The following is an 18,926-nucleotide window of genomic DNA, read 5'->3' on the forward strand; positions in this document are numbered from 1 at the left end:
CCATCTTCTGAAAAGCTGCATCCTCGCCTCCGTTGTGGGTGTCACACAATCCTATCGATCTACAACTCCGTTGCCACCGTTCTATGCATCCAGAACGTGAATTTAAACTTATCCGCGGGATATGTACTGACCGTGATCAGGAACTTCTGCTTGGCCTGGTCCAGATACTGGCGCGTAATTTCCAGCCCCGGAGTATGCGCCTCTGCCTGCAAATGCGGCGCCATTTCTTCTGAAATCGAAGTCGCGCCGATTTGCTGCTTCAGATCCTGGACCGCGCGGCCGGAATGTTTTTCGATCAGGTTGCAAATCAAACCTGTCCCGTCCTGGATCAAGTGCACGATATCGTGACCCTCTTTGGGATCCAGATACGCATCGGTCCAGCAGATTGGCACCTTTGGCTCGTTTTTTTCTGAACGCAACATCTGCACTTTGAGCCAATGCTGACCCGGTTTGCACTCCAAAGCGGCCGCCAAATGTTCATCGGCAACAATGTCGGCAATACCGAGGATATGCCGCTCCGTATAGCTGGCATAGTTCACCAGATCCTCGATGCTGTGCAGGGATTTGGTATAGCTGTTGCTGGTCTCTGTGGACTGCACGACCGTACCCGCGCGCCGTTTTCGCGAGATCAGCCCCAGCCCCTCGACGATGTTCAACGCCGACCGCACGGTCGTGCGGCTGACCTGAAATTGCTCACCCAACTCGACTTCGCTGGGCAGGCGGTCACCCACGACGTATTTACCGTCGGTAATCTGCTTGACCAACAGGTTCGCAAGCTCGGTGTAGCGGACTTCCATAGTGTTCTGAGAATAGGTGCGGCGTGTTGCAACAGGGTCGGACATAGGCCGGCGCAAAGGACCGATCCAGGGGCAGCCCATTGTACAGATCCAGTCCTATGCCCCTCCCCCTGGCGGCGAGGCCTTCCGGCATGCATTGACCATTCCAAAAAATTTTGCCTACAATTAGTACGTACTATTAATTAGTACCTACTAATAATCCTAAATCGAGGAGACGTCGTGTTCAAGAAAATCCTGTCGGTCGCGCTGAGCGCCTGTGCCCTGCATGCGAGCCCCGCCCTGGCGGCCTACCCGGACAAACCCGTCACCATCGTCGTCCCCTTCCCCGGCGGGCAGACTGGCGACATCATCGCCAGGACGATCGGCGAGCAATTGGCCAAGAAACTGGGTCAACCCTTTATCGTCGAGAACCGCCCAGGCGCCGGGGGAACGTTAGGTACCGGCTATGCCGCCCGCGCCAACCCGGACGGCTACACCCTGCTCTTGACCAGTACCGGTCCATTTGCCATTGCGCCGTCGCTGTACTCCAAGCTGGCCTATCAGCCCCTGCAGGATTTCGAGGCGGTCGCGGACATTGCTGCCACGCCGCAGATCCTGGCCACCTATGAAGCCTCGGGCATCAAGTCGATCAAAGACTTGATCGCCCGGGCCAAGAAAGAAGACCTGTCGTTCGCCTCTGCCGGCAACGGCTCCACTCAACATCTGACGATGGAAGTCTTCAACAAGGAGACTGGCCTCAAGATGACGCACATCCCGTTCAAGGGCAGTGCAGAGGCGCAGACCCAAGTCATCAGCGGCCTGATCCCGGTGACGTCCGACTCTCTGCCTGCCATCCTGCCCCAGATCAAGGCAAACAAACTGAGGGCTCTGGCAGTCGTGGATACGGAGCGCAGCGCCTTTTTACCCGACGTTCCGACCTTGAATGAACAGGGATATCCGACGGTCAGCACCCTGGCATTTTTTGGCTTGATGGCGCCCAAGGGTACGCCCCAGCCGATCGTGGATCAGTTGAACACCACGGTCAATCAGATTCTGCAGACCCCCGAGGTCCAAGCCAGATTCCAGACCTTGGCACTCACACCGGCCAAGTTGAAAACGGCGCCCGAATTTGCCGCATATCTGACGTCCGAAGTTGGCAAATACAAAAAAATCGTGGACGACGCGGACGCCAAGATTGACTGACGCCGGCTCGACCATACCGGCCCAAAATCACGCGCGGCGGCAGCCGCGCTCTTGATTCCCTCTGGAGTCTGCATTGAAAATCACGCGCATCATCGAAGCTCCCATCGCGCTACGCAGCAATATTTCCAACGCGTACGTGAACTTCTCGCAACATACCGTCTCTTTGCTCGCCGTCGTCACAGACAAGATGCTCCATGGCAAGCCGCTAGTCGGACTGTCGTTCAACTCTATCGGCCGCTACGCGCAAAGCGACATCATCAACAAACGCATGGCCCCTCGGCTGTTGCAGGCCTCTGCGGATGATCTGCTGACTGAATGCGGGTCGCGAATCAGCCCGGAAAAAGTGCTGGCCTGCGCTTTGAAAAACGAGAAACCCGGTGGACACGGAGATCGGGCCATGGCCGCCAGCGCCCTGGAAATGGCTATCTGGGATCTGAACGCCAAACTGAACGACGAACCCGTCAGCGCCACTATCGCCCGCCATTTCGACAGGCCCGGGCGTGACGAGCAGGTAGCGGTCTACGCAGCAGGCGGCTACTACTATGACGGCGAAGCCAGTACCAAGCTCATCGATGAGCTGAAACACTATCAACAAATGGGCTTCACTCGCTACAAGATAAAAATCGGCGGAGCAGACCTGGCATCCGATCTGAAGCGCATTGACGCCGCGCTCACTGTGGCAGGTGCCGCGTCCAATCTGGCCGTCGACGCCAACGGCCGATTCGACCTGCAAACAGCGCTCGAATATGGACGTGCCCTCGAACCCTATGGACTGATGTGGTTCGAAGAAGCAGGAGACCCCTTGGACCTGGAACTCAATGCTGCACTGTCCCATATCTACAGCGGTGCGCTGGCGACAGGCGAGAACCTGTTCTCCCATCAGGACGTCAAAAATCTGGCATTGTTTGGCGGATGCCGGCGCGGCAAAGATGTTTTCCAGATGGATCCAGGCTTGAGCTACGGCATGACCGAATACAACCGCATGCTCGGCGTATTGGAAGGCCGTGGATTTAACCGGCGCCAATGCTATCCGCACAGTGGCCAATTGCTGGGCCTGCATGCCGTATCCGGATTTGGCTTGGGCGGCTCGGAAGCCTACCCGGGCATCTTTCAACCCTTGGGCGGATTCTGCGACGACAGCCGTTTTGCCGACGGATTCGTTCGTGTTCCAGATCATCCAGGATTTGGATTTGAGTACAAAAACGCGCTGCTGCAAGAGTTCCAGCAGCTGCTGGCCTGACCATTCATAGAGAGTTCGCTCATGCGACAACTAGACACCGATCTGATCACGCAATGCATAGCCGACCTGTGTGTTGATGCCACGCACAACTTGCCTGAGGACGTAGTACAAGGCTTTCACCGTGCAGCGCAGAATGAAATCTCGCCACTAGGGAAATCGGTACTGCTCAAGCTCATTGAAAACGACAAAATCGCGCGCGATAACCAGGTTCCCTATTGCCATGATACGGGCTTGACGATTGTGTACGTCGAAATTGGCCAAGAGGTGTATCTGACTGGCGCCCCTTATCAAGAGGCTGTACATGAAGGCGTTCGCCAGGGTTACGCCAAGGGCTACATGCGCAAGTCGGTTGTGGGAGACCCCTTGCTGCGCGTGAACACCAATGACAATACGCCTGCCGTGATACACACGGAAATCGTGCCGGGATCTCAAGTCCGCATCACCGTCCTGCCCAAAGGCGGCGGAAGCGAGAACTGGAGCACGATGAAATTTCTGCTACCCGGAGAAGGCGCCGCCGGGGTAAAGCGCTTTGTCCTGGATGCGATCAATGCCGCCGGCGGCAGCGCCTGTCCGCCGCTGACGGTGGGGGTCGGCCTGGGAGGCAGCTTCGACAAAGTCACCGAAATCGCGAAAAAAGCCATTCTGCGCGACATCGGTGTACATCACCACGACGCCCATATCGCTCAACTGGAACGCGAGCTCCTGGAAGACATCAACAAAACCGGCATAGGGCCACAAGGCTACGGCGGATCCAGCACGGCTTTATGGGTAGCGGTAGAAACCTACGCCTGCCATATCACCGCCCTGCCCGTCGCAGTCAATATTCAATGCCATGCATCGCGCCGAAAAACCGCCGTCATCTAGGGGAAAAGCATGACCACATATCGATTGACCACGCCGTTGACGGATGATGCCATCAAACAGTTGAACGTCGGCGACGAAGTACTGCTCAGCGGCATCATCTACATGGCACGCGATGCGGCACACAAACGCCTGATCGATCTGCTGCGCGAGAATAAGCCCTTGCCCGTGGATCTGCGCGGACAAACGGTGTTCTATGGCGGCCCAGGGCCGACAAAGCCGGGCCATGTCATTGGTGTGGTGGCCCCTACGTCCGCTTATCGTATGGACCCCTATGCCACGGTGCTCTTTGATTATGGCGTCAAGGCTGCAATCGGAAAAGGCAATCGGGGGACCGACATAAGGCAGTCCTGCCAGGAGAATTGCGCCGTAGGTTTCTCGGCCATAGGGGGAATATCGGCCACACTGTTTGCGTGCATCAAAAGCGCAACCATCGTCGCCTATGAAGACCTGAAAACAGAAGCTATCCAACGGCTGGAAATCGAGAACTTTCCGCTTCTGGTCACGAATGACGCACATGGCCGGGACCTTTACGAAGAGGAAGTCCAAAAATACCGGTCCCAGTTGAACGCAAGCTAAGAGACATCCTGCGACGCATATTCCACGGGTCGGGGCAAAGGGGGAGTCGTCACAGTTCGGCCTATACTTGCCCACATCAAGCCACAAGGAAACCGAATGAGTGCTGTATCCCCTACCCTGCGTGTTGGCATCGCCGGCTTCGGATCGATAGGCAAGTCGATCGCGAAAAAGATCGATGCCGGCATCCCCGGCCTGCAACTGAGCGCCCTCGGCGTTCGTGATGTCGACAAGGCGCGCAGCGCCCACAACTTTGCCACACCGCCTGTTTACACCGACATAGATCATCTGGTGGAGCATTGCGACGTGGTGGTCGAGTGCGCGCCAGCTGCGCTGTTGCCTCGCATCGCCGAACCGGTACTCAAGGCAGGAAAAAAGCTGCTGGTACTGAGTTCCGGAGCACTGCTGTTGACCGAGCAGCTTATCGAGGTCGCGCGCGAACACGGCGGGCAGATTATCGTAGCTACCGGGGCGCTGCTCGGACTGGACGCCGTGACCGCTGCGGCGGAAGGCAAGATCAACGAGGTACGAATGGTCAGCCGCAAACCTCCGATAGGATTTTCCGGGGCGCCGTACGTCGTTCAAAACAATATCGATCTGGACGCGATCAAAGAGCCCACCCGCATTTACACCGGCACGGCGCGCGAGGCCGCGACGGGTTTCCCCGCCAACTTGAACGTCGCCGTGTCCTTATCGCTGGCTGGCGTAGGGCCGGATCGCACGATCCTCGAGATCTGGGCCGATCCGACGATATCCCGCAATATCCACCGTATCGAAGTGGATTCGGATGACGCCAAGCTGAGCATGGAAATTCAGAACGTGCCCAGCGAGAATCCAAAGACCGGCCGGATTACGGCGCTGTCTGCCATAGCCGCGCTGCGCAAGCTCGTGGCGCCATTACGTATCGGCACCTGACGTACCCACTGCTCGCACAGCGACGCTGTGCGAGCAGTGGAAATCATGATGCGATGTCACCATCATTGCATGATGGCTTCCGGGGTCCGCTCCACACCTTCTACAGCCAAAGGATAGAAGCAGGCAACCGATCTATCCTTGCTTGTTTCACAGGTCAGCAGCGGAATCTGCCGATGACAGTCATCCTGCGCCCGCGAGCATCGAGGATGAAACGTGCATCCCGGTGGCAGATTGGTCGGTGCGGGGATTTCCCCTACGATCCTAGACAACGCAATGCGTGCGCCGGGATCGGGTACCGGGGATGAGTCCCGCAAGATACGGCTATAGGGATGCAGCGGCGCATCCAACACCTGCTGTGTCGGCCCCTGTTCGATAATACGGCCCAAATACATCACGCAGACCGTATCGCAAAAATGCCGTATTACGCCCAGATCATGGGACACAAAGACGAAAGACAATCCACGCTCGCGCTTTAACCGATCCAGCAATTGCAGAATCTGCGCCTGCACCGAGACATCCAAAGCCGATACAGGCTCATCCGCCACTATCAGTTCCGGGTCCAGCACCAGTGCTCGTGCGATACCGATACGTTGACGCTGACCTCCTGAAAATTCGTGCGGATAGCGTTCCAACGCGCTCGAGGGCAAACCCACTTCCTGAATCGTGCTTTGAACCTTTGCCTCGATCTCGCGTGCAGAACCCAAACCATGCACGATCAAGGGCTCTGACAAGGTCTGACGCACTGTACGCCGCGGATTCAATGAGGCGTAGGGATCCTGGAACACGATTTGAATACGTTGACGCAGCGCCCGCATCTGCGATGCGCTGGCCTGCCTCAGATCTTGCCCGTCGAATACGATGTTGCCTTCGTCGGGCTCGACCAGACGCAGCAGGGCACGGGCCACCGTCGATTTTCCGCAGCCGGACTCTCCGACCAGGCCCAGCGACTGCCCCCGCGCCACACTGAACGACACATCGTTCACCGCACGGACGATGGTTTTCCTCCCGCCGAGAAAGCCGCCGCCGCTCTCAAAACGCTTGACCAGGTTATGGACTTGCAGGATGTCAGTCATATGGGCCTCTTTTTCGATTCAACGCGCACGACGCAACGGACCTGATGATCCGGACTGATAGGTTCCAGCGCGGGCGCCTGCTCCTCACAGCGAGCCTCTCGCAGCGGACAGCGAGACGCATAGGCACAGCCCCGTGGCATGGCAGTGATTGCCGGCACGCTGCCTGGGATGGGCTCCAGTACTGCGGTATCCAGGTCCACACGAGGCATCGCCCGCAACAAGGCCTCGGTATATGGATGCGTAGGCCGCGCAAACAAGGTCTTCACATCCGCGGTTTCCACTACCTCGCCGGCATACATCACGGCGACGCGGTCCGCGATCTGGGCCACCACGCCCAGGTTGTGCGTGATAAAGACAACGGCCATGCCGTGCGCCTCTTTCAACTCTGACAACAGACTCAAAATCTGAGCCTGTATGGTGACGTCCAATGCTGTTGTTGGCTCGTCAGCCAACAGAACCTTGGGCTTGCAGGCCAGCGCCATGGCAATCATCACACGTTGACGCATGCCACCCGAGAACTGGTGGGGATAGTCGCCAAACCGGCTTGCTGCGGCAGGTATTTTTACCTCCTCCAAGGCCTCCAGCGCCAGCGCGCGCGCCTCGCGCCATGACAAATGGCGATGCTGGCGAATCGCCTCGGCAATCTGGTCGCCCACCGTCATCGTCGGATTCAGCGAGGTCATCGGCTCCTGGAAGATCATGGCGATCGCATCGCCACGCAGCGCCGCCATCTGTTTTTCCGTTATCGACGCGAGGTCACGGCCCTCTAGCAGTATCTGGCCGCCGCCATGACGTGACCCTGCCTCGGGCAGCAGACGCAACACCGATAAGGCGGTCACGCTCTTGCCGCTGCCCGATTCGCCCACAACGGCCAGCGTTTCATTTTTCCGCACCGTCAGCGACACATCCCGTACAGCGGCATGCCAGGCGCCCCCAACACGGAATTCAGTGCGCAGGTTGCGCAGCTCCAGGACAGCATCTTGTGTGCTCATGAGCGCTCCGATCGGAGTTTGGGATCAATGGCGTCGCGCAAGGCATCGCCCAACAGATTCAATGCCAATACCGTCAACAGAATCGCAATACTGGGAAATACGGTCAGCCACCAGGCGTCCAGGATGTTTTCAAAACCCTCGCGAATCATGCTGCCCCAGGTCGCTGCGGGTGGCGGCACGCCCAAGCCGATAAAGCTCAGCGACGCCTCCGTGCGTATAGCAGAAGCCATCCACAATGACCCCAACACCACCACATCCGAAATCATGTTGGGCAGAATATGCACACCCATCAAGCGGAATGGGCCATAACCCAGTGCGCGGCCAGCCTCCACAAAATCCCGTTGCTTTAAAGCAATCGTGGGCGCGCGAGCCACGCGCACAAATGGCGCAATCTCGGTAATCGCAATCGCGATGATCAGGTTTTCCAGGCTCGCGCCCAGCATGGCCGCCACCATCAGGCCCAACAGCAACGTCGGAAAGGACAGCAGGACATCCACCAGCCCCATGATGAGTTGGTCGACCACACCACCGACATAGCCTGCCAGAATCCCCAGCGCCGACCCGATACACATGGCGATCAGAATCGCCACGAACCCTACTAATAATGAAACTCTAGCTCCATAAATCAAGCGCGATAACACGTCACGCCCATAGCTATCGGTGCCCAGCCAGAACTCGGCAGACGGCGGCTCCAGACGATAAGCGATGTTTTGCGACAACGGATCGTGCGGCGCCAGCCATGGCGCAAACACTGCGGCCAGCACGATCAATAGCAACAATCCTATTCCCAGCCAGGAGAGCCGGTTTTTGCGTAGAGCCTGCCACAAGGCATTCGGCCTCGCGGCTACAGGTGCGGCGATAGCGCTCATTTGTATTTCACCCTCGGGTCCACTAACCCATACACCAGGTCAGTCAATAGATTCACCACAATCACACATGATGCAAAGACCACCATCAGACCCTGCAGCAGCGTGTAATCACGCGCGTTCAACGCGCCCAGGATCAGCTTGCCCAGACCCGGGCGGTTGAACACAATCTCGGTCAACACGGAGTTGCCGATCAATGTGCCGAAATACAGCCCTACCACGGTCACGATGGGAATCAATGCGTTGCGCAAGCCGTGCCGCAAAATCAAGCGCATAGGCCTGACACCCTTCGCCTTGGCGGTGCGCACATAGTCTTCCCCCAGCACTCCCAGCATTGACGAACGTGTCACGCGCATGACGTAGGCCGTCATGATCAGACCGAGGTTGAATGCGGGCAATACCAAATTGTGCAGCTGTGTTTTCCAGTCGCCTGATACCGAGCTGCCGATGACCGGGAACCAACGCAACTGGATCGCAAACACTAACAGCATCAGTATCGCGGATACAAAGGCGGGAAAGGACAGACCCGTCAACGACAGCAGCCGTCCCAGGTAATCCGGCCAGGCATTGCGCCGCAGCGCCGCCCAGATACCTAGCGGCAATCCGAACACCACCCCAATCAGAATCGACGCCAGCGTGAGCTGAATCGTCCAGGGCAACACCAGCGACACCTCGTGCAGCACCGTCCTGCCGCTGGCCATCGACACGCCAAAATTGCCCGACAACATGTCTTTCAGGAAATCCAAATATTGAATATGCGTCGGTAAATCCAGCCCCAAACGCGCACGCAGCGCCTGCAGGGCCTCGGCACTGGCCTGATCGCCCAGCATCACTGCGGCGGGATCGCCAGGCACGAGACGTACCAGAATGAACACCGCCGTCAACATCGCCAGCAGCGTGGGAATAGCCAGCAACAATCGCTTGGCTGCATAGCGCATCATGAGCTTTTCTCCTTGGCAAAGGCTGGCATCAACCGGCGTGCATCCAGGGCCTGAATGGGCCGAGACGTCTTCCCCGTCAGTATCAGATCGGCCAGCGTCGCGCCGACGACGGGCACCAGTTCGAACCCGTGGCCAGAGAATCCGAAAGCATGGAACACCCCGGGAGCATTGGGCGAGGGTCCCACTACGGGCAGCATGTCATCCGTCTTGGCCTCCAACCCTGCCCACACTCGCACGATCCGGATATCCCGCACAGAGGGAAAGAGATCGGTGGCCGAACGTGCTCCTTTAGCGAGCACCTGCATACGCGCCGTGGACGTTTCGCGGTCCAGATCGGGGATGCCTTGCAAGCCGCCGCCTATGACCAATGTCCCTTGATCGGATTGTTTGAACGATAACGAACGCCCCATGATGGCCACCACCGGTTTGATGAATGGGCGCAATCGTTCGCTGACCATCATCATCGATGACTTGGTAGCCAGCGGGATATCGTCACCCGCCATCGCTGCGACCCGCCCGGACCATGCTCCTGCGGCGTTCACAATCGCGCCCGCACTCCATTCGCGGCCGCCATCGGCCGACACGAGCCAACCTTGGCTGGTTTTTTTCAGGGCATTTACACCACAGTGCTCGACCAATGTCACACCCGCATCGACTGCGCTGCTTCGAAATGCCCGCAATGCGCGATGGGGATCTGCCGCGCCATCACGCCGCGTGTAGGATGCGCCGAGGCAATGATGCGACAACTCCGGCAACAAACGGCGCAACTCCGCTGGGCCTATCATCTCCTCGTGCGTATAGCCATCTGCGCGCAAACCATTTACGCGCGCTTCCAGCTTGCTCAAAGCACCGGCATTCTCGGCCACGCAGATTTGTCCATTGGCATGGAATCCGCAGTCGTCCCCCACCAGGGACTCCAGCGCATGCCACATATCGAGTGCCTCCAGTGACAGATCCAACTCGCCCCGATCCCGGTTCAGCGTGCGCACACCGGCCGCCGTAGCACCGGAGGCATGGCGGCCTACCCAATGTTTTTCCACCACCAATACGCGCGCGCTACGCCGTGCCAGATGCAGCGCTGCAGACAACCCGTGCAGGCCGCCCCCAATCACAATAACGTCATAGGCCTGAGTCATTCTTTTTCACCATCCAGATCCAAGCTGGCGAGTTCACCCAGTGTCAGAGGTTTCAGTGGCGGACGAATACGATAGAAACCCACCTGCGCCACTGGCCGCTGCTGCTCGGCAGCCAGGATATGCGCGATGGTGTAGCCACATTGCCTGCCCTGACATGGCCCCATCCCGGCTCGTGTGAATGACTTGATCTGATTAGGGCCCGGTTGCCCTAATGCTGCTACGCGACGGATATCACCCGCGGTCAGTTCCTCGCAACGGCAGACAATCGTATCGTCACTCGGCACAAAGATGCTTGCTCGCGGCGGATACATAGCGTCCAACATAGGACGCAATCGTTGCTGGTCGGCCAATTGTTTTCGCAACGGTAGCGCCTGTTCGGCAGCCTGCTGTGCAGTCAACTTGCCCGCCTGCAACGCTATCCCGATTGCCGCAAGTTCGCCGCGGGTGCAAGCGGCGTTGGCCCCAGCAATACCGGCGCCATCACCTGCGAGATATACGCCGCGCTGCGAAGTTTGCCCCCACTCGTCGACATCGGGCACCAGGCATGCCTGCTGATCACTCCAATGATGTGTACAGTCGAGCGCGCGCGTCATATGGATGGACGGCACCACACCCTCATGAACCAAGACGACCTTCGCAGGGACTCGTTGCGTAGCTCCGCCATTCACGGTGTACTCGAGCGTTTCCAGCTTGCCGTCACCCAGTGCACGAAACGACTGCACGTTTCGGATCCGTTTGACACCCGCCTGTCTCAACTCACGCAGCCAGCTTAAACCCTTGCGGATTTCGCCAAAGCGTTGCAACACGTCACCCAGATAAGGCATGGCACGCCGCCAACCACCGGCAGGCGAAGTATCCAGCCACCCTGCAACACGGCCGCCTGCGCGCACCAACTGCGCCATGTACAACAATGGCAAGGGGCCGCTGCCAACCACCCAAATGGGATCGGCAGGAACTTGCTGCGAGGTTTTCAACAGGATCTGTGCAGCCCCCACCGTCAACACACCGGGCAAGGTCCAGCCCGGAAATGGTGCGGGCCGTTCCTGTGCTCCTGTGGCCAGCAACACCTGATCGGCACGTATGACTTCGGCCTGGCCTGCGCGGCTCTTATACACATGCCAGCCCGGCTCAATCTGCCAGACCTGCGTCTGAGATTCATAATCCGCCCCCGACGCACGAAATGCGGCCGCCAAATGCTGCCCAGCGCGATACTCGTCGCCCAGTAGCTTTCCTGTCGTGGTAGCAGCCACGGTTTCTACTGCGCGCCAGATCTGGCCTCCCGGCGCAGGCTGCTCGTCCACCACCAGCACCGACAATCCCGCCGCCCGCAAACGTATCGCCGCGCTCATGCCGGCAGGCCCCGCCCCCACAATCAACACATTTACTTCGCGCGTCATGGCAGGACACTCCGTTTTCCGAATTGACGTTCGACGCGCATGCCTTCACGCACTGTCACGAGACAGGTCTGTGTAGACGCCACGCCATCCACAATAGCCAGGCAATCGAAGCACACCCCCATCATGCAATACGGCGCGCGCGGGCTTTCGTTTACCGGCGTCGTACGCGATGCTGCCGTTTGCTGGCGCAGCAATACGGCCGCTACCGTTTCGCCGGGCTCGGCACGGACCGGCACCCCGTCTATCGTCAAAGTCAGCGCCTGGGCGCCAGGTTCATGCAGCTTGCGAAACATCGAAGCGCTCATGGTGAAAAATTTCCAAAGAATCCGGCAGCTTGCGTTCGGCCAAAGCACGGGCAAAGGGCCCGGCGTGGAACGACGCCAGCGTGACGCCAGAGTGACAAAGCGCGGTCCACGCGCCGGGATACTGGGTGGACTCGGCATAGACCGGTACACCATCGGGAGTCATCACACGCAGGCACGACCAATGACGCACCCATCTCGCATCAGCCAGATCCGGCAAAACGCGCAGTGCCTTGCGGCTCATGCGCACGGCAGCATCGGTGGTCGTGCTCAGGTCATAGCCGACCTCTTCCTGGGTCACGCCTATCATTACCGTGCCTTCGCCGGTTTGCCGCAGTCCGCTGGCAGGCACGGGCAACAGCGGTGCAACACGCTCGGTCACGAGCAACTGACCACGCTGAGGGCGCAGCGGCACGTCCAGCGCCACCATCGGCCCCAATGCCACGGACCCTAAACCAGCAGCTAATACGACGTTCGAAGCGCCATACACGGCGGGGCGATCTTCTGTACCCGCATGCACCAGAAACCCACCGCCTTGCTGGGCTTGAATATTCAGAACAGGATGCTGACTGCGCAATGCCCCACCGCGCGACAGGAATGCTGCCTGTAAAGCAGCCAGCAGACGCAGGGGATTCACATGCCCGTCCATCTGGCCAAAACTCGCACCGGAGACCTCGGCCCCCCACCGCACAGCAGGGAACATGCGCTCGAGTCCGCCACGATCCAGCATGTCGATACAGGACTCTGTCTCGGCGGCTTGTGCCTGCCATTGCCCCATGCGCAATGCACGCGCCTCCCATTGCGCCTGCCCTAGACAAAAATGCAAGCCGCCTCGCTGCTCGTAATCCAGCTTTATCCCCGTTTCGCGTTCCAGTTCGTCAGCGAACGCGGGCCATAACTGAGCAGCCAAGCGGGATAAACGCTGGTAGTGCGGATTACCGTAGCCTTTTCCCTGCACCCAGACCAGACCGAAATTCGCCTTGGCGGCGCGCAAGTCGGTGTCTGCACCGTCCAGCATCAGCACCCGTTTCCCTTGCCCGGCCAAACCTGCGGCAATCGCGGCACCCACCATCCCTGCGCCAGCAACGATGTAGTCGTAGTCCTTAGCCATGGCAGTTCAGCCCTCTATTGACAGTACGACGCGCATCGGCGCGACGATAGAACACTGATTTGCCATACATCCCTCGCTGGTGCCCTCGCCTATGCTGCGTGGGACGGTTTGCGCTATAAATCACCCTATAACCAAAACAGGAATTACCACTCACCAATCGATTGAAAGTTATAGGACCGCGGTCATGCAGCAACCCTTGAATCTGAGACAAGTAGAGGCCTTCAAAGCCATCATCGAACACGGCACTGTCAGTCAGGCAGCGCTGGTGTTGAACGTGTCCCAACCCGCTGTCAGCAAACTGCTGGCGCATCTGGAAGCAGATACCGGACTGACCTTGTTCGACCGCGTGCGCGGCAAGCTCGCCCCGACACCGCAAGGCATGCAGCTCTATCACGAGGTCGATCGAGTCTTTGCCGGTCTGCGCCAGGTCGAGCAAGCCGTCGACTCGATCCGTCGCAACGAAGCGCGCAATCTGGTGGTGGGCGTGATGCCGGCGTTGTCTGGCTCTTTCATACGCCGTGTCATCGAAAATTTTCTGAAGATTCATCCCGATGTGCATGTATCCGTCCAGAACCGCGCCTCGCTGTTTCTGGCAAATTGGCTGGCCACTCGCCAGATCGATGTGGCGCTGGTCGGCAGCCGCGTAGACAATCCGTATATCGAGCGAGAGACGTTGTTCCAACACCCCTTGGTCTGTGCCATGCATGTCAATCACGCATTGACACGCAAACGTGTGATTCGCCCGCGGGACTTGAGCGGCGAGCCTTTCGTGGCCTTTGCGTCGGACAGCCAGACACATGAACTGGTAGAGGCCGCATTCGAACGCAGCAACGCCACCTTGAATGTGGTGTTGGATGCGAACACGGCACCCACCGCATGCGAATTGGTCGCCGCTGGCTTGGGTGTGTCCTTGATTCATCCGTTGTTTGCCGATGGATTGCAAAATCGCCTGGTATTGCGACGGTTTGATCCCGAAATGCAGTTCCATTTCCAGCTCTGCCGCGCACATGCATCGCGCAACGCGAGCTTGACGGATACCTTTATCCAGGAAGCCCGGAACGTCGCGTCGCAAGTATCCCGCGAGGTGCTAAAGGGTTAACAAAGAGGGCCGGCCAAGGCCCCTCGCCACTCAAGGAGCCGACAACGTGGCTGCCTCTGTGATGGACGGCTGCAGATTCAGCGCCCCCTTCAGGTCATAGCCGTAGTTCACACCGTCGCCCCGCGCCCATACTTGCTTCAACCCAAAAAGCGGCACGGAGCAGACGTCGTCATGAATCTTGGCTTGCGCGTCTTTCCAGAGGGCGAGCTGCTTTTGTGGATCCGGCTCGATGCGTGCGGCGCGTATGTCCGCATCCCCTACCGCGCAATGTCCAAAATTCGACATCGCAGCAGGGGCACCGATAGCGGCTGCCGAATCATAGAATTCGCTCAGGTACACATCCGCATTAGGGAACCGCGCCGCACCGTAAAACACCAGCGCACTCTGGTCCTTTCGGCTCTTGGCTTGATAGGTCGCATGGTCTACGACCTCCATTTCCAGCTTGATTCCCGCCTTGGCCAACTGCGCCTGGATAATCTCCATGATGGGCTGTTGCGCCGAAATATTCGAGACGATCGATTTGATCGCAATACCATTCGGAAAGCCGGCTTCGGTCAATAGCGCCTTGGCGCGGTCCAGATCATAGGCATATGCGCCCGCGCTGCAGTCTTGGCCCAGATACCCGTTCGGCACAACCGAACAGCCCTTTTCAGCCACGTCCTTGCCTGCATAACGCACAATCTCATCGACGTTGATGGCGGCGGCAATCGCCTGACGTACCTTCAGATTGTCCAAAGGCTTGATACTGCGATTGATGAACAGCGTGCGGAATTCGGCGGGCTCGAAAATATCGACCTTCATCCCGCGCTTGATGGATCGTTCTACCCAACGCTGTTCCCGCTTGCCCTGCATCACGTCGATTTCGTTCGACGTAAAAGCCAGTTCGCGAGCACTATCCGAAGGAATCATGCGATACGTGATGCCGGCCAGTTTGGGTTTGCCACGGAAATAGGCATCATTGGCGACGAGCTTTACATACTGCTGCGTCACATGCTCGCCAAAGGCGAATGGACCCGTACCTATCGGCGACTGTCCAAACTTATCGCCGAGTTTTTCTGCCGCGGCCTTGCTGACGATGTTGCCACCATGATAATCAGACACGCGCCCCAGGAATGCTGCGTCTGGGTACTTCAATGTGAATTTCACGGTGTAGTCGTCGATGGCTTCGACCTTATCCAGGATGGCGAAATTCGCCGCGAAACTGGAACGCTTGGGGTCTGCCGCTCTCTCAATCGAGTACACCACGTCAGCGGCCTTCAGCTCTCCGTACCCGTCATGAAACTGCACACCTTTACGCAAATGAAAGGTCCAGACCTTGCTGTCCGGCGAGGACTCCCATTTTTCTGCCAAGTCCGGCTCAAGGGCCTTTGGATCGGCGCTCCCCGGCGGAAAACGAACCAGGCCATCGAACATCTCCGACGCGACGCCCTTGTCCGCTGTCGACGTGGCACGATGGGGATCGAGTGTCGCGTTGTCGGCAGCACCCGAGCTGATACGCAGCGTCGGACGATCTTGAGCGTAAGCCGTAGATTGCAATCCCGCGCCCAAAGCAAAAAGAGCAGCGGCCAGAACAGTAAGTGCAGGACGTTTCATGGTTTCCCTTGGGGCCACGTGACGCACGCGGCGATGGTTGGTTGACACATCAGCCGCGAATGGAGCGGCACGGTCGCCACCTTAGGCGCGTGCCACTCACCCCGTCAAAGTCCTTCAACTACACCAACTATTCTCAAAGGTTATAAGGTCGGCCTGGTGCGTACTCGCCCTCCAGGAAGCGATGCACGGGGCTTATGGTTATTACTGATGCCCCGAAATTTTCGAACCTAGGGAAAACACTAGGCGAATTACACCGCCTGCGGGTCCCTCTTTACATCTTGATGTTCGCCTTCTTGGCGACGTCGGCCCATTTCGCCACTTCGGCCTTCTGGAACTTACCGAGTTCCTCTGGGCCTGCACCGGAAACATCCAATCCGAGTCCTTGGAGTTGTTTCAGCACTTCCGGCTGCTTTAGCGTCTGGCTCATCGCGGCATACAGTTTTTGAATTACGTCATCCGGCGTGCCAGCGGGCGCGAAAACGGCTTGCCAAGATAGGACTTCGAAACCGGGCAGGCCCAGCTTGTCCATCGGAGCGACGTCCGGCAGGACGGGCGACGGCGTCGTCGACGTCACACCCAACGCGCGCAATCTACCTGCCTGGATTAGCGGCACCGACGACGTGATGTTGTCGAAAACCAGGTCGATCTCGCCGCTCACCAGTGCCTGCAAGGACGGGGCGCTACCCTTGTACGGGACGTGCAGCATGTTCACGCCGGTGACATCCATGAACAACTCCCCGGTCAAATGCTGCGAGCTGCCCACACCAGACGAACCAAAATTCAATTGACTGTCGGGTTTTTTCCCCGCATCGATCAGATCCTGGACCGTCTTGTACGGGCTGTCGGCTCGCACTACCAATACATTGGGCAAGCTCCCTGTCAGGATGACGGGCTTGAACGACGTGACGGGGTCATAACCGATATCGGGATAAATGCTGACATTGATCGCGTGGGAGCTGATCGTACCGCCGACAATGTTGTAGCCGTCAGGCTTGGCGCGCGCGACCTTGGCAGAACCGAGGCTGCCGCCGGTACCACCCATGTTTTCCACAACAATAGGTTGACCCAGGATTTTCGCTGCCGAGACACTATAAATGCGGCCAATAATGTCGGTCGCGCCTCCTGGCGCAAATGGCACTGTATAAGTGATGGGCCGATCAGGCCACTCTGCCGCCAGTGCAGTAAAGGGCAATCCGACAGCGCCGGCAGCAACGGCAGCAGCGCTGGCTTTCAACAGCGAACGACGGTGGTGGTCAATGACACGTGACATGGTTATACGCTCCTCAATATTGGATTTTCTAATTCAATGATCCAAGGCCAGTCCAGTCAGCCTGAACCTTGGCGATGATCTGTGGGGATCAGCCTGCCTGCCGGCGATATCCGGCCCCTAGAGAGGTGCCCTGCGCAATAACGTGTGGTCGATCTCATAGGGATGATTGATCCCCAGCAAAGCCATATCACGATCGACTTCGGTGCGCAGAATGTGGATAGCATGTGCCACGCCCGCTTCGCCCGCCACGGTTGCAGCATAGTTGAACGAGCGGCCATTGAAAACACAGCGGGCCCCTAAAGCCAGCGCTTTCAGGACATCTGTGCCGCGCCGAATACCGCTATCCATCATCACGACGAGGCCCTCGGCCGTCTCGGCGATCTCTGGCAACACGTCCAGCGGCGAGAGCGCGCTGTCCAACTGACGTCCGCCATGATTGGATACGATGATGCCGTCCGCTCCTGCCGAACGCGCGAGCTGGGCATCCTCTTTGCGCATGATCCCCTTGATGACCAGGGGACCTTTCCAGAGCTTGCGGGCAACTTTGACATGTTCCCAGCATAGATGGTCGCGCGCGACGAAATCGCGCTTCACCGATGCTGACAGAATCGGCGCACCGCGCTCGGCACGCCAGTTTTCAAAATGAGGCATGCCATGGCGGGTAAGAGTTCTCAAAAACGTCCCCGCCAGCCAACGTGGATGGCTGATGCCGTCCCAGGCCAAACGCGCACTGGGCCGCAGCGGCGTAGAAAAGCCATTTTTCACATAGCGCTCGGGATTCACCTGGACCGGCAAGTCCACTGTCAGGACCAAGGTGCCAAAGCCCGCCGCCTCAATACGCGCCAGCAGCTCTGCGATACGCTTTTCATCTCCCGGCAGATAGGCCTGAAACCACGTCCCGGGGGCCGCCTCGGCGACGTCTTCCATCCGGATGAGCGATGCGCCGCTCATGACCGCCGGGACGCGATGCTCACGAGCCGTCTTGGCCAGGACGATATCCCCGCGATAGCTCCACATTGCCGCCAATCCCACGGGGCTGATCCCAAATGGGCTCGCGTACTGCTGATCGAACAACGTGATGCCTTGCGTGCGTTTTTCGACGCCCTCCAGCACACGCGGAGAAAACGCCCAACGGTTGAACGCCTGGCGGTTCCGGCCCATCGAGACCTCATCGTCCGCGCCATTGGCAATGTAGCTATAGAGCTGTCGAGGAAGCTTGTTGCGAGCAAGCGGCTGAAAATCGTCCAGGCAGTGCACCTGCTTTAGCACCGCAGGTAGGGGCTTGGCAGCGACGGGCTTCGTATCGGCCGCCTCGCTCGTATCTTGAGGAATCGAGGTTGTGTAGTTCGTAGGAGCGGTCATGTCTCGTTTTTCTGGGAACAATCCCCTTTATGTGCCGCGATCAGGAACATCTTTCGGACCAGCAGCATCGACGATGCTATACGCGCGCGTAGGGAACCGCTATGCGGATTCGGCACATCAGGTATGCACGAAATGCAGCGCATAACGCCCCTAAAGCGGGATAACCTGCCGCCATCCATTGCCGCAAGCCCCGGCATCGCGCCGATCCGCCCA

The 18,926-nt window shown here is 58.5% G+C and carries 18 protein-coding genes; 6 read left to right on the forward strand and 12 right to left on the reverse strand.

Translation table 11 applies throughout. The features are described from left to right. Window positions 1-59: 59 nt before the first annotated feature. Window positions 60-842, reverse strand: a complete 783-nt coding sequence (locus CAL20_RS19740; RefSeq protein ID WP_256981646.1) for a GntR family transcriptional regulator — start codon at window positions 840-842, stop codon at window positions 60-62. Between the two features lie 174 nt (window positions 843-1,016). On the opposite strand from CAL20_RS19740, the gene CAL20_RS19745 reads away from it, so the two are divergent. The 5 genes from CAL20_RS19745 to CAL20_RS19765 all read left to right on the forward strand — a co-directional run bounded on the left by CAL20_RS19745 (window position 1,017) and on the right by CAL20_RS19765 (window position 5,571). Next, window positions 1,017-1,979 carry a Bug family tripartite tricarboxylate transporter substrate binding protein gene (locus CAL20_RS19745; RefSeq protein ID WP_094838737.1) on the forward strand — a complete coding sequence of 321 codons (963 nt, stop codon included), beginning with the start codon at window positions 1,017-1,019 and terminating at the stop codon, window positions 1,977-1,979. Window positions 1,980-2,052: 73 nt separating this feature from the next. Beyond that, window positions 2,053-3,219, forward strand: a complete 1,167-nt coding sequence (locus CAL20_RS19750) for an enolase C-terminal domain-like protein (protein ID WP_094838738.1) — start codon at window positions 2,053-2,055, stop codon at window positions 3,217-3,219. A gap of 21 nt (window positions 3,220-3,240) precedes the next feature. Beyond that, window positions 3,241-4,083 carry a fumarate hydratase gene (locus CAL20_RS19755; protein WP_094838739.1) on the forward strand — a complete coding sequence of 281 codons (843 nt, stop codon included), beginning with the start codon at window positions 3,241-3,243 and terminating at the stop codon, window positions 4,081-4,083. A gap of 9 nt (window positions 4,084-4,092) precedes the next feature. After that, a complete protein-coding gene (locus CAL20_RS19760; protein WP_094838740.1) occupies window positions 4,093-4,659 on the forward strand; it encodes a FumA C-terminus/TtdB family hydratase beta subunit in 567 nt (188 codons plus the stop codon). Between the two features lie 96 nt (window positions 4,660-4,755). After that, a complete protein-coding gene (locus CAL20_RS19765) occupies window positions 4,756-5,571 on the forward strand; it encodes an aspartate dehydrogenase (protein WP_094838741.1) in 816 nt (271 codons plus the stop codon). A 62-nt stretch (window positions 5,572-5,633) separates the two neighbouring features. Here the strand turns inward: CAL20_RS19765 and CAL20_RS19770 are convergent, their stop codons facing one another. From CAL20_RS19770 to CAL20_RS19805, 8 genes are read right to left on the reverse strand one after another with little or no spacing between them, the layout of a single operon-like run. Beyond that, window positions 5,634-6,644 carry an ABC transporter ATP-binding protein gene (locus CAL20_RS19770; RefSeq protein ID WP_094838742.1) on the reverse strand — a complete coding sequence of 337 codons (1,011 nt, stop codon included), beginning with the start codon at window positions 6,642-6,644 and terminating at the stop codon, window positions 5,634-5,636. Continuing rightward, on the reverse strand, window positions 6,641-7,636 hold the full coding sequence (locus CAL20_RS19775) for an ABC transporter ATP-binding protein (RefSeq protein WP_094838743.1): 996 nt from the start codon (window positions 7,634-7,636) through the stop codon (window positions 6,641-6,643). Before CAL20_RS19775 ends, CAL20_RS19770 begins: the two co-directional genes overlap by 4 nt. Further along, on the reverse strand, window positions 7,633-8,505 hold the full coding sequence (locus tag CAL20_RS19780; protein WP_094838744.1) for an ABC transporter permease: 873 nt from the start codon (window positions 8,503-8,505) through the stop codon (window positions 7,633-7,635). Before CAL20_RS19780 ends, CAL20_RS19775 begins: the two co-directional genes overlap by 4 nt. Next, complete coding sequence (locus CAL20_RS19785; protein WP_094822777.1) at window positions 8,502-9,443, reverse strand: ABC transporter permease; 942 nt, start codon at window positions 9,441-9,443, stop codon at window positions 8,502-8,504. Before CAL20_RS19785 ends, CAL20_RS19780 begins: the two co-directional genes overlap by 4 nt. Then, window positions 9,440-10,579 carry an NAD(P)/FAD-dependent oxidoreductase gene (locus tag CAL20_RS19790; protein WP_094838745.1) on the reverse strand — a complete coding sequence of 380 codons (1,140 nt, stop codon included), beginning with the start codon at window positions 10,577-10,579 and terminating at the stop codon, window positions 9,440-9,442. Before CAL20_RS19790 ends, CAL20_RS19785 begins: the two co-directional genes overlap by 4 nt. After that, window positions 10,576-11,976, reverse strand: a complete 1,401-nt coding sequence (locus tag CAL20_RS19795; RefSeq protein WP_094838746.1) for an NAD(P)/FAD-dependent oxidoreductase — start codon at window positions 11,974-11,976, stop codon at window positions 10,576-10,578. Before CAL20_RS19795 ends, CAL20_RS19790 begins: the two co-directional genes overlap by 4 nt. Then, window positions 11,973-12,269, reverse strand: coding sequence for a (2Fe-2S)-binding protein (locus CAL20_RS19800; RefSeq protein ID WP_094822780.1), 297 nt, complete (start codon window positions 12,267-12,269; stop codon window positions 11,973-11,975). Before CAL20_RS19800 ends, CAL20_RS19795 begins: the two co-directional genes overlap by 4 nt. Next, window positions 12,250-13,389, reverse strand: a complete 1,140-nt coding sequence (locus CAL20_RS19805) for an NAD(P)/FAD-dependent oxidoreductase (RefSeq protein WP_094822781.1) — start codon at window positions 13,387-13,389, stop codon at window positions 12,250-12,252. Before CAL20_RS19805 ends, CAL20_RS19800 begins: the two co-directional genes overlap by 20 nt. 184 nt (window positions 13,390-13,573) lie before the next feature. Here CAL20_RS19805 and CAL20_RS19810 point away from each other — a divergent pair, with 184 nt between their 5' ends. Beyond that, entirely contained in the window at window positions 13,574-14,488 is a 915-nt protein-coding gene (locus CAL20_RS19810) for a LysR family transcriptional regulator (protein ID WP_094822782.1), read from the forward strand. Between the two features lie 30 nt (window positions 14,489-14,518). Here the strand turns inward: CAL20_RS19810 and CAL20_RS19815 are convergent, their stop codons facing one another. The 3 genes from CAL20_RS19815 to CAL20_RS19825 form a co-directional block, all read right to left on the reverse strand. Continuing rightward, entirely contained in the window at window positions 14,519-16,081 is a 1,563-nt protein-coding gene (locus tag CAL20_RS19815; protein ID WP_094838747.1) for an ABC transporter substrate-binding protein, read from the reverse strand. Between the two features lie 271 nt (window positions 16,082-16,352). Continuing rightward, window positions 16,353-17,351, reverse strand: a complete 999-nt coding sequence (locus CAL20_RS19820) for a Bug family tripartite tricarboxylate transporter substrate binding protein (protein ID WP_094838748.1) — start codon at window positions 17,349-17,351, stop codon at window positions 16,353-16,355. 117 nt (window positions 17,352-17,468) lie between these two features. After that, the gene (locus CAL20_RS19825) at window positions 17,469-18,713 is read right to left on the reverse strand and encodes an alpha-hydroxy acid oxidase (RefSeq protein WP_094838749.1); all 1,245 of its coding nucleotides are present in this window, start codon (window positions 18,711-18,713) and stop codon (window positions 17,469-17,471) included. Window positions 18,714-18,926 lie beyond the last annotated feature (213 nt).

This window comes from Bordetella genomosp. 4, from assembly GCF_002261185.1.
Classification (GTDB): domain Bacteria; phylum Pseudomonadota; class Gammaproteobacteria; order Burkholderiales; family Burkholderiaceae_B; genus Bordetella_A.